This window comes from Pseudomonas sp. KH_050 (genome assembly GCF_057838875.1).
This window is the reverse complement of sequence record NZ_CM174478.1, coordinates 5074476-5087121: the sequence shown is the minus strand read 5'-3', so window position 1 is coordinate 5087121 and position 12646 is coordinate 5074476. Positions and strand designations below refer to the sequence as shown.

Sequence of the window (12646 nt, the reverse complement as noted above, 5' to 3'; positions counted from 1 at the left end):
ATTCGAAGCAACCGAAGCGCAGCTCTCTGGAGTCCTGCGATTCGTTGAACTGATCGAGGTGCCTAATGGCAGTGTTGACGCTGGACGAGATCAAGGAGCACCTACGCCTCGATCGGGAAGACGCAAGCCAGGACGCGCACCTAACGCTGCTGAGTAGTGCCGCTGAAGACTATGCCGTCCAGTATCTCGGTAGGTCGCTGCCGTGGCAGGACGACCAAGGCGCTGATGTGGCCGTGCCGTTCTCGGTGAAGGCGGCATTGCTGCTGACCATCGCCGATCTGTACGAGAATCGCGAAGATACCGTGGTGGGAGCCAGCGTGGCTCGAATTGGGGCCGTCGAACGCTTGCTGCACTTTCATCGCGCAGGGCTTGGCATATGAGATCCGGCAAGCTTCGGCACAAGGTGATCATCCAGCGCCTCGGCCTGACCCAGGATCCCGAGTCCGGCGAAATGCTGTCGGGCTGGGCGGATGTGGCGACGGTCTGGGCGTCGGTCGAGCCGCTGTCTGCTCGCGACTTTGTCGCTGCCCAGGCCGGACAGTCCGAGGTAGTTGCTCGCATCGTGATCCGCTACCGAGCCGGTATCGAAGCCACCATGCGCGCCCTGTTTCGCGGCAAGGTGTACGACATCCAAGGTGTACTGGCTGACTCCAAGAGCGGATTGGAGTATTTGACGCTTCCAGTGAGCGAGGGGGTGAATGATGGCTAATAGCGTCGAATTCGGTCTTGCGGGAATTGATTCGCTGGTGGGCAAGCTTGAGGCCATCAACTATGACATGAAGCGAAAGGGAGGACGTGCCGCGCTGAGGAAGGCGGCAGCGGTGATTTTGCAGAAGGTTCAGGATGGGGCGGCTCGAGTTAACGACGCTGCCACACCCGAGGATATTAGCAAAAACATCACCCTCCGATGGAATGGTCGGATCTTCAAGAAGTCTGGTGATCTTGGTTTTCGGGTCGGCGTGCTCGGCGGTGCTCGGCAATACGCGAACACCCACGACAACGTTCGCTCCGGCAAGGCCGGGAAGACCTACAAGACGCTGGGCAGCAAAGAGAATCCAGGCGGAGATACCTGGTATTGGCGATTTGTGGAATTCGGTACTTCGAAAGTTGCCGCACGCCCGTTCATGCGGCCAGCAATGTCGGAGAGCATCAGCGAAGCCACCAACGTGTTTTTAACCGAGTACGAGAAAGCCATTGATCGTGCGATCAAGCGCGCGGCCAAGGCTGCAGGGAGTGTCTGATGCCAGCAGCACCAATCTTCGCCGTGTGCGCTGCTGACGCCGGCGTTCGCACGCTGCTCGGGGTAACACCCCACAGGCTCTACCCATTCGGCGAGGCGCCGGAAGGTGTGGTCAGGCCGTATGCCGTATGGCAGTTGGTCACCGGGAGCCCAGAGAACTACCTTGCCGGCCGCCCAGACATTGATGGCTTCACGTTGCAGGTTGACGTGTACGCCGTCACGGCCACCTCCGCCGGAGCGGTAACCGACGCGATCGCGTATGCCATTGAACTGAGCGCCAATGTTGTCCGCTGGGGTGGCGAGAACAAAGACACCGCAACAAATCTCTACCGTTCGAGCTTCGACATCGACTGGCTTGTACCCAGATAGCAAAACCCTAATCCCAAGCCCGCCAAGTGCGGGTTTTTTTATGCCCGACATTTGGAGAACGCCATGTCGATTCTTACCCAGGGTACCCAGGTATATGCACTGGTGCCCTCCGTTGCAAACCCTGCAATTCTCGAAATCATCGAGATCGAATGTGCTACTGCTTTCAGCCCGGGCGGCAACCCAGCGGATCAGATCGAGGTTACCTGCCTCAGCGACAAGGTGCGGCGTTACATGCGCGGCTTGCGTACTCCGGGTCAAGCATCTTTGGCTCTTAACGCTGATCCACGCAATGCTTCCCATGTTCGCCTACATCAACTCTCGGAAGACGACAGCATCGAGACCGTGTCTTGGGCTGTTGGCTGGTCTGACGGCAAAGACATTGTTCCGACCCTCAACACCGAGGGCGACGACTTCGAGCTGCCAGCCACGCGCACCTGGTTCATCTTCGAGGGCTACGTTTCGGACTTCCCGTTCGACTTCGCAGCCAATGCCGTCGTCACCACGGCGGCCACAATCCAGCGTTCGGGCGGCTCCGCCTGGATCCGTAAAACCACCGGCGTTTAAGGGGAACTATGAAACTCAACTTAGAAACCCTTACCAGTGTTGGTGCCTTCACGGGGCGTCCGGTGGAGCGGGAAATCAAGTGGTTGCAAGATGGCAAGCAGATTGTCGCGACCGTGTTTGTACGACCGCTGGGCTACCAAACTGCCGTCAACGACGTGCTCTCAGCGACTGGGCGGGTTGAAACCTACGCCGGCCGGATCGCCGCCAGCATCTGCAATGAAGAAGGTCGCCCGGTCTTCACCGTGGCAGACATCACCGGCGACGCTGATCCGGAGCGGGGCGCCTTGGACGGAAACCTCACCGTCGCTCTGATGATGGTCATTGCCGAGGTCAACAACATGGGAAAGACGATGAGCTCTCTGACGTCGACGAGCTCTGGCATGAACTCGTCCTCTCCGGCGTCGGCGGAAAAACAATCGCGGAAGCGAGGGAAAATCTGAGCCTGAATGAGTTCAGGTCTTGGGCTAAGTACCGAGTTCTTCGTGGGTCGCTGAATGTCGGCATGCGGGTCGAGCGGGGCGCTGCCTTGCTCGCCACTCTCTATGCCAATTCCCACTCCAAGGAAGGCGGGTACAGGATTTATGACTTCATGCAGCACGATTCTGAAAAGGCTATCAGTCTTGAGCAGGCGATGGAATCGTGGGCATGACGCTGATAGAGTCTGGTTTTTTGAGGATGGAACCATGAAGCCAGTAGTAACGGAGCAAACAGCAAAACGCTACAAGGGACGTATGTTGATTGGTGGTTTGCTCTGCTGCATCGGCGTTGTCGCATTGATTGGTTCGGAAAATCCGCTGCCGGGCATAGCGATGATTTTCGCTGGTTTGGTTATTTATCTATCTGCCAGATTTTCCGCCTGGTGGAATCACGGTTAACTGGCATCAGGTTTAAAGGCCCGCTTCGGCGGGTTTTTTTTCGCCCGGAGAATATTAATGGCCTCGAAATCACTGGGCACGCTAACTCTTGATCTGATTGCCAAAATTGGTGCATTTACAGGGCCGCTCGACAAAGCCAGTCAGGCCGCTAAGAAGCGCAGCGCTGAGATGACTCAATCGTTCGACAACCTTGCAAAAGGTGTTGGGGTAGCGATTGGTAGTATTCCTGCAACGCTGACGGCTTTTGTCGCGACGACCGTCAGTTCAGCGAAAGAAATTAGCAACCTATCGGCTATAGCCGGTCTTGGCACGACTGCATTTCAACGTTATGCGGCCGGCGCCGCGACTGTAGGTATCAACCAGGAAAAACTATCGGACATCTTTAAAGATGTGAATGATAAGTTTGGCGACTTCCTGAACACTGGCGCAGGTCCGCTTGCCGACTTCTTTACCAATATTGCCCCGAAAGTCGGGCTCACGGCCGAAAACTTTAAAAAGCTAAACGCTGCAGATGCGTTGCAGCTGTACGTAAGCAGCTTGGAAAAGGCTAACGCAAGTCAGAAGGAGATGACTTTTTACCTTGAGGCTATTGCTGGCGACTCTACAGCGCTTCTGCCACTGCTGAAAAACGGCGGTGCGGCCTTTACGCAACTCGGCGACGCTGCTGAAGCTGCCGGTTCGATTTTGAGCCTTAGCACTATTGCCGTATCCAAAGAGTTTTCCGCCGAGCTTACGACGCTACAGCAGTCATTGATTGGCGCCAAAAACGGCATGGCCAATGAATTTCTGCCCGTGCTTTTGCAATTCGCGAAAGATACGAACGACGCGACTGAAAAGGCAGGCGGTCTTGGCGACATCGTCAAGCAAACAGCTGACATTATCGTCAAATCTACCGCATTCATCGTCAACGCGGGCGACGGTGTGGTTCGGGTGTTCGACATCATCGCGAACACCCTTGTCGGTATGTTTTCCACCGCTGTTGGCCACATCCAGAATCTGGACGCACAGGGTCAAAAGTTACTGTCAAAGCTGACCTTTGGCGACACTGCGCGCGAGTTCGAAGCCAACGCGCGGTACATGGCCAACGAAGCGCAGTTGCAGTTCGGGATTGCTGCGCAGGCCGCAGCAGCCATCAACGAAAACATGACCGCGCCACTGGCTGGCGATCGCTTCGAGGCGTACGTAGCTGCCGCGAAGAGTGCCGCTGCGGAAATTAAGCTGATTGACAGCACCGCAGGTGGTGCAGGGACCGGCGTCGACCCTGCAGCAATCAAGGCGCGTGAGGAGGCGGCGAAAAAAGCCGCCAGTGCAGCGGTCTCGGCGGCGAAGAAGATCCAAGACTCGTTTGAATCCACAGAGACTGATCTCAAGCGTCAAATAGACCTGATCAACACTTCGACAGACGCTCGAAAGGACGCCACTGAGGCGGCCCAGATCCAGTTTGAGTTCGAGTCAGGGAAATTGGCAGGACTGAACGATCAGCAGAAAGAACGCCTGAAGGGGCTTGCTGAAGAGCTGGACAAGCGAAAATTGCTGAAGCAGGCAAATGAAGACGACAAGACTGTTCGGGAGTTTCAGGGCAGCGTAGACCATCAGCTCACAATTGATCAGCGCGCCCTGGACACGCCATTCCTCAACGCTTACGACACCGACACGGTAAAGCAGCGTGCATTAGAAATGCTCGGTATCGAGCAGGACTATCAGGATCAGCTCGAGGATTTGCGGGCGCGTCACGAAGACAAAGACATTTCTGACTCGGTTTATGAGAAAGAGACTGCTGCGTTGGAAGAGGCGCTGAAAGCCCGGAAGGAAATGCAAGAGAAGTACTACCAGAGGCTCGACAAGCTTCAGCAGAACGGCACTGCCGGCTTCATCAGCGGATTTGCTACCCAGGCTTCGGCCAGCATGGACCTTTACGGAAACATGAAAGCAGTGGGCGCTGATACGTTCTCCAGCCTCACGGATGCCATGACCGAATGGGCCGAGACCGGGAAGTTGGATGCCCAGGGTTTGGCCGCGAGCTTCATACAGTCCGTAGGCCACGCACTGCTTTCCTATGCGGCTGCGCAGGTGGCCATGGCCGGCCTCAGTGCATTCACCGCGATGATCGGTATTCCGTTTGTTGGCCCGGCAGTCGCGCCCGGAGCGGCTATCGCAGCAACGGCGGCGGCAGGCGTGCTGATGACCGCAGTAGGCGCATCCCTTGATGGCCAGGCGCATGACGGTATCGATTCCGTGCCGGCTGACGGCACCTGGAACCTGAAGAAAGGCGAGCGCGTAACCACCGCCGAGACGAGCGCAAAGCTCGACCGGACGCTTGATCGATTCTCGCGGGAAGGTAGTGGCGGGAACATGGACGTCGCTGTCCACAACTACGCCGGCGCCCAGGTGGAAACACAGAGGGACGGCGACCAGATGAAGATAATCATCAAGCAGGCCAAGCGCGAAATCGCCCGGGATCTGGCGCAGGGTAATGGAGAAGTCACGCGAGCGCTCACCAGTGGTTATGGGTTGAGGAGGGCGGCGCGATGAGCATCCTGAAAAGGCTGTATGCCAGTGCTGGCCCTGAAATCATCCATGAAGTGCTGCAGATCACCGATGGGATCACGACGTACTACCTGACCAGGGGCTGGGACACTCTGGTTGTGATGCTGGAGAACGGCGCAATCGTCAGCTGTACGCCGTGCGGCATGGACCTGGCCATCCCAGCGCGCAATGACGACGGCACGCAGGATCTGAATTTCGCCCTGAGCAACATCGACGGCGTGGCATCTGCCTTTATCCGTTCAGCCTTGGCCGCTGGGCGAAGCATGCAGTTGGTCTATCGGGTGTACACCTCCGATGATCTTGGTGCCCCGGCTCATGCCCCGAACCGTTTCAAGATCAAGTCCGGGACGGTCACCGCTACCCAGGCGTCGATCACGGCGGGGTATTTCGATCTCCTCGATACCGGCTGGCCACGCAACACCTACAACCTGAACAAATTCCCAGGGCTTCGCTACCTATGAACCTAGAAAAATACACCCTCGGCCAGTACGTCGAGGGCGGTCGACTGTGGCCGCAGGTTGACTGTTATGGGCTAGTGCTGGAGGTGCGGCGGGACTTAGGCCTGCCGGATTGGCCGGAGTGGGCCGAGATGCGCAAGGCGGATGGCGGCTTTGTGCGGGCCTGCGATGACATGATCCAGAACTCGGTAACCCCCTGCGAGCCGGGGCATGGCGCTGTTGCCGCCGCCTATCGAGGGAGTGTGCAGGATCACGTCGGCATCGTCGTTGAGGTCAATGGTGCGCTTGAGGTGCTGGAAATCAACCTGCGCCGCAACGTCAGCTTTACCCCTGTTCGTCGTTTCGAGCGCCGGTTCGTCCGCGTGGAGTACTACCGATGATCCGCATCTACCCAAGTCGTTTGGAAGGCGAGCCGCTGGAAAGTCATGTCATCCGCGATCCGATTCAGTTCGTCGATTGGATGAAAAGCCAGGCGCCCGAATTCGACCTGGCCCGCGAACACCCGATCTGCGTCGAAGTGGATGGGGTGACGCTGCCCGTGAATCAGTGGGGCAGTTTTTTAGTATTGCCCGAAACTGACTTGCGTATTTATCCGGAGGCGCGCGGGGCTGGAGCCGTCGCGATTGCTGCCTGGGCTGCGGTGGCTATTGCGGCAGTGGCGCTGGTGCTGGTCCTGACCATGTCGACGCCGAACACCTCGCAGCCCGGGCAGGGCGAGTCGATCGACGCCAATCCGGCCAAGGCCAACCGGGCCAAGGTGAATGAGCCGGTGCGAGAAATCCTCGGTCGCAGCAAGGTCTATCCAGATTATGTGGTGCAGCCGGTGTCGCGCTTCGTCAACAAGCGCGAGATGCATACCAGTCTTTGTCTGTGCGTGGGCGCGGGCCAGAATTCGATCCTGGCCAGCAGTATCAAGATCGGAGATACACCGCTGGCCGCCTTCGGCTCGGACGTGTCCTACGCGTTTTATCCACCCGGCACCGATCTGTCGGGGGATCGCCGTGCCGAGAACTGGTATTCGGTCGGTGAGGTGGGCGGTACCGATGCCGGGACTTCTGGCTTGGACACTGCTTCAACGGCGTCAGGCGGTTCGGCGGTAAGCGCGGATGCGCTGGTGTTGGGCGGTCTGAGTGTGAGCCTGGCTGGTGACGCCCCTGAGTTTCCAGAGACATGGGCCGTTGGTGTCACCGTGACGCTGAAGACGCCTAACACCTTTGTGGTGTCCAGTGTCGGTGCCTACGATCAGATTGCTGGGCCGCTGGATGATCTGGCGCCCTTTGTTGGGATGAAGGTCACGCTGTCCACCGATGCGGACTACGACCTCACGGTTGCCAGCTATTCCCCGTACGTCCCGCCAGTGGCTGGATCGGGTGGTAGCCCCTCGTCGGTCCAGGCCGCAGCATCTCCGACCACTTACGACTTCAGCACAGCGCCGATTGTCTGGACCCTCAGCTATCAGGGTGATAACCGCACCATCTCGCTGGCTTCCAACTACGTGAACATGAGCGGAGTGGTGTCTGCGATCACTTCGCAGCTGGCCGGTATTGGCCTCAGCGCACAGGACAACTCTGGGCGACTGCTCATCGCGGAGCCGACCAGTCCATATAAGGGCGGGGTGCTGTCGCAGTCGAACGCCCCGGTTGCGCTGTTCGGCGTAGGCCCTGCCTATTCGGTGGGGTCTGCCTCTGCTGGTGGTGTTCCGGAGCAGGCCGCTTACATCACCCTGCAGTACGAAAGTGGGGAGCCATTTGCTGGGCTGGATGATGGGGCGCAGCGATTATCAATCGGCTATCGAGACCACCGCTATCAGATCACCAGCCTGAACGCGCTGACTATGACGGCGCTTCGCCTGACTGATACCGGGGTGGTTGACTCTGGCTGGGCAGGCTTTACAGCTCGTACGCTTCTGGATTTCGCACTGAGCTCTGACGATACCGGCTCGCTTAATTGGCTTGGGCCGTTCATGGCAACGCCCGAGCAGGAACTGACCGGCACGCTTGAGTACGACATTTACATTCCTTCGGGTCTGGCCAAGTACAAAAGCAACGGCCATCGCCGCGCGAAAACGGTCAACATCTATATCGAGTGGCGGGACGCCGCGCTGGGCGGAGGATGGACAAGCATTTTGCGAACCATAACCGAGAGCACAGAGGACGCCCTCGGCTTCACGTTTTCGCTAAACCTGCCGTACCAGATGCGACCACAAGTGCGTATGCGCCGAGCAAAGCCTCAATCTGGCGGAAACACTCGCGACACCGTCTACTGGTACGGGCTGCGCGCCAAACTGGAGACTCCGGCATCCTATGATGGTGTGATGATCTTTACGGCGGACATCCGCACCGGCGACAGACTGGGTGCGCAGTCCGACCGACGCATCAGCATGGTGGCCGAGCGCCTGTACGATGGCGGCGCCGGGCGCTCAATCAGCCACGCGGCGCTTCATGTGCTCGATAGCCTAGGCATTGACCGCAGCGAAATCGATGTGGCACGGCTCAATGAACTGGAGGCGACCTATTGGACGCCGCGCGGTGAGACATTCGACTTCGACTTCACCGAGCAGTCGACGGTGCGTGAAGTGTTGCAGACCATCTTCGCCGCCGGCATGAGCCATCTGACTTTGACCGACGGCCTGATCAGCTCAATTCGCGAGGGCGTTCAGCCGTTCCGGGGCACGATCACCAACCATGAGATGAGCACCGAGCTAAATTCCAGCTTCACGGCGCCGGGCCCAGATGACTTCGATGGTGTGGACGTGAAGTATATGGATCCGCAGACCTGGTCAATCGAAACGGTTCAGTGCCGGATGCCAGGAAGCCTCGGCCTCAAAGTCGAGACACTGGACCTCGACGGTGTGCTTGACCGCGATCGCGCTTGGGTTATCGGCATGCGCAAGTTGCGCAAGCACCTTTACCAGCGCTGGGCCTACTCGGGCAACACGGACTTGGAAGCGCTGTGCTACGAGCGTCTGGATCACGTCGTGCTGGCCGACGACATACCAGGCACCAGTCAATCAGCGCTGATCATCGATGCCGAAGAGGTGGGAGGCCTGGTCATTCTGACGGTGACCGAGCCGCTGGATTGGAATGTGGCAAATCCTCGCATCCTGATTCGCCGGCACGATGGCACGGCCACGCCGCTGATCGCGCCCACTAAGCTGTCGGAATACACCATGAGCATCCCGGCCGCTGCGCTGGATTTTGACCTGATCACCGACTTGTCTATCGAGCCGGCGCGCCTGCTGTTCGCAGCCTCGACGCAAGTTGGCTACAGCGCAATGCTCAGCGAGATTGCCCCCGATAGCGATGGCACATGCAGCTTCACAGCGATCGAGTATCGCGACGACTACTACGCCGACGACAACGGCTTCGCCCCCAATTAAGGACTGCACATGATTGCATATCCGGAGGGATTGCCCCTGCCGCTGCGGGACGGGTACGGCTTTGAGCCGGTCAGCCCGCTACTTCGGTCGCCAAAAATGAGCGGTCGGGCCGTACAGCGGCGCTTATACCGCAGCGTACCTACCGAAGCGCCTGTGTCCTGGCTGTTCAGTGATGAACAGACGCAGCTGTTTGAGGGGTGGTTCGATCACGTTCTCCTCTCAGGCTCCTTGTGGTTCGAGTGCCGTCTCAAGACTCCGCTCGGGCTGGAAACCTACGAGGCCCGCTTCAAAGATATTTACGTCGGCCCGACTCTTGTCGGTGTGAGTCATTGGCGATTTACAGCAGTACTCGAGTTGTTCCAGCGGCCGGTCGTGGATGCCGAGTGGGTGCTGATTGCGCCCGAGTACATCCTCATGTCCAGCATCTTCGACAGGGCCGTGAACAAGGATTGGCCCGAACTCTAAGCAGAAATCAGCAAGGCGCCTCCTGGCGCAACACCTCTTAAACCCTGCCCGCCAAGTGCGGGCTTTTTTATGCTTGGAGTTTGGCATGACCACTTACGCCACTGGCAATCCGCTTGGATCGACCAACCCGAAGGACCTGAAAGACAACGCGGAAAATTTCGATAAGTTCGCCAACGGCCCAGCGGCCAGCTACCCGGACCGATTCGGCGGACAGAGAAAGTCGATTCAGGGAATGAATGCCGAGTTCGAGGTAGATCAGGCGCAGAGGGTCGTCGAGTTCAATCACCAGCTCGCCAGTAGCGGGTATGAAACGCCCGTAGATTACGCGCCAGGGATCAGCATCACTCGCACAACCCAGCAGGTCCGGTACCTCGGCGAACTGTACCGACCGAAGGATGACGCAATTCCGTTCACCACGACCACCTTCGCTGCTGATGAGGCGAAATGGATTTCTAACGGGGACAACTCGTTGCGGCAGGAACTGGCCGCGGACGACGGCGCTACTCTTCTCGGCGCTAAAAAGCCGTTCGTTGGCGCAAAGGACCAGACCCAGTACGACATCAACAAGATCAAAATCAGCGTTTCGGATTTTGCTGGTGCTGACCCGACAGGCGTGGCGTTGCAGGATTCCGTGTTTGTTGCTGCCGAAAATGAAAATGCCGGGCCTATCTTTGTGCCTGATGGGGATTGGCGTCTTTCGACCCCCCAGGCCCTTGGTGAGAACGCCAGCTACTACGGACCCGGGGTATTGAAGTTCGATCGCGCCGAATGGTGGCGTCGTGGTGGCTCGGCGGGCGGGACCGACCCTGAGCGCTACACGATCCTTTACGAGTTCGATAGCCAGTCGGATGCTTATATTCTGTTCGACGAGGTGCCGCAGACCATTCTTAGCTGGGAAGGGGCGTTTACTTTTCTGGCGCCAACATCTACCTCGTCAGTCAGCATCAAATACGGGGTTTACAACGGTCGTCTGCGGCTGTCTAACGCCCCAGAATTGCCGCGCTCTTTCAACATGCTGGTTGGGAGTAAGGTCACCTCATCGCTCGACGTACCAACAGGTACGCCACTAGGTTACAACAACACCTCCCATGGCTCGCGAGCCCTGCTGAATCTCACTACCGGCACCAACAACACCGCTCACGGCTCTAGAGCCCTCGCATCTATCACTGACTCAATCAACAACACTGCGATGGGGTTTCAGGCGCTGTATCGAGCTACCGCATATAGCGGAAGTAATACGGCGGTTGGGTCCACTGCGCTGGAGTGGCTCAAAACCGGGGTAAACAACACTGGTGTTGGTGGCGGGGTAATGGGGCGCCTAGAAACCGGTAATCACAACTCCGCATTTGGGCTAGGGGCATTAAGTGATCAGCGTGCCGGCGACTACAACACCGCCATTGGTTTTTCGGCTCAAGGCAATAACAGCACGGCAACAGGTCCTAGCGAATGTACTTCGATTGGTGCTTATGCCAACCGCTACATGCGCGGCTCGCAAAACACGGCAGTTGGGTATCGGTGCCTGAACGGAATCGCCGACCAAACAGGCGGTTTAGCTAACACGGCCGTTGGTTTCTTTGCTGGTCGCGACATCACTACCGGCACAGGCAACGCCCTCTTAGGCACATCGGCTGGTCTTTCGGTGGCTGGCGGAAGTTACAACACTCTGGTCGGCTATGAGGCTGGCAACACAGTCATATCTTCCAACATTGTTGCGGTTGGCTATCAGGCGCTACGAGCAAACGGTAGCGCAATCCGATCCACTGCCGTTGGTAACCTGGCATTGGCGCTAAGCACTGGCAACGACAACACCGCACTTGGTTTTGCTGCTGGCGAGAAGACCACTACCGGGAGTGCCAATATTCATGTCGGGGTGTTTGCCGGTCAATCAAACACCGTTGGTTCGAATAACGTAGATATCGGGCGCAGCGCTGGATCTTCGCGGACAGCCAGCAGCGGAAGCACGAATATCGGGCACCAAACTGGTCAGTTCCTTACCGGGTCTGACAACACGAACATTGGAGCTAATGCTGGTCGTCTTGCGCAGGACGGAACGAACGCTGTCCTGTTCACCAACAGCATGTGTCTCGGCACTACATCGGCAGTTTCCGGTAGCAATCAAAACCAAATCGGCAACAGTTCGACCACAACTTATGTATATGGCACTGTACAGAACCGCTCGGATGCCAATGATAAGGCCGATGTTCAGGATACAAATCTTGGGCTTGATTTTGTCATGGGGCTGCGTCCCGTAGAAGGTCGCTGGGACATGCGCGAGGACTACTTCGAGGAAGTTGAAGTAGAAGTGCTAATCGATGAAGAGTACCCCACGGCAATTTTGGGTCTTGACGCCTCTCCTTTAGTGGCCACCCGTCAGGTACGAGAAACGCAGATCGAGCGCCGTCCGATTCCAAAGGACGGCTCTAAAAAGCGAACTCGTTTCCATCAGTGGTTCTTGGCGCAGGAAGTCAAAGAACTGTGCGATTCGCTCGGCGTAGACTTTGGTGGTTACCAGGACCACAGCATTCAAGGCGGCTGCGACGTGCTGAGCCTTGGCTATGACGAGTTCATCCCGCCGATCATCAAGGCTCTGCAGGACGTTAAGCTGTCGATGGACCAGAGGTTTGCAGCGCTTGAGGATCGCCTTGCGGCGCTGGAGGATCGAATCGCCGCCTGAAAAACACTGGCAACTAAGCGAAATGATTAATCCGCCTTGAGCGGTTTTTTTGTGCTCGCAATTTGATAGCCCGCC

General features: G+C 57.7%; 14 protein-coding genes. All 14 read left to right on the top strand.

From position 1 onward, the window contains the following. Positions 1-65: 65 nt before the first annotated feature. A complete protein-coding gene (locus AC3IUA_RS23180; RefSeq protein ID WP_489357203.1) occupies positions 66-380 on the top strand; it encodes a head-tail connector protein in 315 nt (104 codons plus the stop codon). Next, on the top strand, positions 377-709 hold the full coding sequence (locus tag AC3IUA_RS23175; protein ID WP_489357202.1) for a phage head closure protein: 333 nt from the start codon (positions 377-379) through the stop codon (positions 707-709). The genes AC3IUA_RS23180 and AC3IUA_RS23175 overlap by 4 nt, the downstream gene beginning before the upstream one ends. Then, complete coding sequence (locus AC3IUA_RS23170; protein ID WP_489362441.1) at positions 702-1241, top strand: HK97-gp10 family putative phage morphogenesis protein; 540 nt, start codon at positions 702-704, stop codon at positions 1239-1241. Before AC3IUA_RS23175 ends, AC3IUA_RS23170 begins: the two co-directional genes overlap by 8 nt. Next, positions 1241-1609 carry a tail completion protein gp17 gene (gene gp17, locus AC3IUA_RS23165; protein WP_489357201.1) on the top strand — a complete coding sequence of 123 codons (369 nt, stop codon included), beginning with the start codon at positions 1241-1243 and terminating at the stop codon, positions 1607-1609. Before AC3IUA_RS23170 ends, gp17 begins: the two co-directional genes overlap by 1 nt. Positions 1610-1672: 63 nt before the next feature. Continuing rightward, complete coding sequence (locus tag AC3IUA_RS23160) at positions 1673-2173, top strand: phage tail tube protein (protein WP_489357200.1); 501 nt, start codon at positions 1673-1675, stop codon at positions 2171-2173. Between the two features lie 8 nt (positions 2174-2181). Continuing rightward, positions 2182-2613: a phage tail assembly chaperone family protein, TAC gene (locus AC3IUA_RS23155; RefSeq protein WP_489357199.1), complete on the top strand. Its 432-nt coding sequence runs from the start codon at positions 2182-2184 to the stop codon at positions 2611-2613. After that, a complete protein-coding gene (locus AC3IUA_RS23150; protein WP_489362439.1) occupies positions 2589-2822 on the top strand; it encodes a phage tail assembly protein T in 234 nt (77 codons plus the stop codon). Before AC3IUA_RS23155 ends, AC3IUA_RS23150 begins: the two co-directional genes overlap by 25 nt. A gap of 34 nt (positions 2823-2856) precedes the next feature. Then, positions 2857-3048 (top strand): hypothetical protein, encoded by a 192-nt coding sequence (locus tag AC3IUA_RS23145; RefSeq protein ID WP_489357198.1) that lies wholly within the window; start codon positions 2857-2859, stop codon positions 3046-3048. Positions 3049-3105: 57 nt separating this feature from the next. Continuing rightward, positions 3106-5580: a phage tail tape measure C-terminal domain-containing protein gene (locus tag AC3IUA_RS23140; protein WP_489357197.1), complete on the top strand. Its 2475-nt coding sequence runs from the start codon at positions 3106-3108 to the stop codon at positions 5578-5580. Beyond that, the gene (locus AC3IUA_RS23135) at positions 5577-6056 is read left to right on the top strand and encodes a DUF1833 family protein (RefSeq protein WP_489357196.1); all 480 of its coding nucleotides are present in this window, start codon (positions 5577-5579) and stop codon (positions 6054-6056) included. The genes AC3IUA_RS23140 and AC3IUA_RS23135 overlap by 4 nt, the downstream gene beginning before the upstream one ends. Then, entirely contained in the window at positions 6053-6433 is a 381-nt protein-coding gene (locus tag AC3IUA_RS23130; RefSeq protein ID WP_489357195.1) for a nitrite transporter, read from the top strand. Before AC3IUA_RS23135 ends, AC3IUA_RS23130 begins: the two co-directional genes overlap by 4 nt. Continuing rightward, positions 6430-9432, top strand: a complete 3003-nt coding sequence (locus tag AC3IUA_RS23125; RefSeq protein ID WP_489357194.1) for a host specificity factor TipJ family phage tail protein — start codon at positions 6430-6432, stop codon at positions 9430-9432. Before AC3IUA_RS23130 ends, AC3IUA_RS23125 begins: the two co-directional genes overlap by 4 nt. Before the next feature lie 9 nt (positions 9433-9441). Continuing rightward, positions 9442-9897 carry a hypothetical protein gene (locus AC3IUA_RS23120; protein WP_489357193.1) on the top strand — a complete coding sequence of 152 codons (456 nt, stop codon included), beginning with the start codon at positions 9442-9444 and terminating at the stop codon, positions 9895-9897. Between the two features lie 85 nt (positions 9898-9982). Then, a complete protein-coding gene (locus AC3IUA_RS23115) occupies positions 9983-12571 on the top strand; it encodes a hypothetical protein (protein ID WP_489357192.1) in 2589 nt (862 codons plus the stop codon). Positions 12572-12646 lie beyond the last annotated feature (75 nt).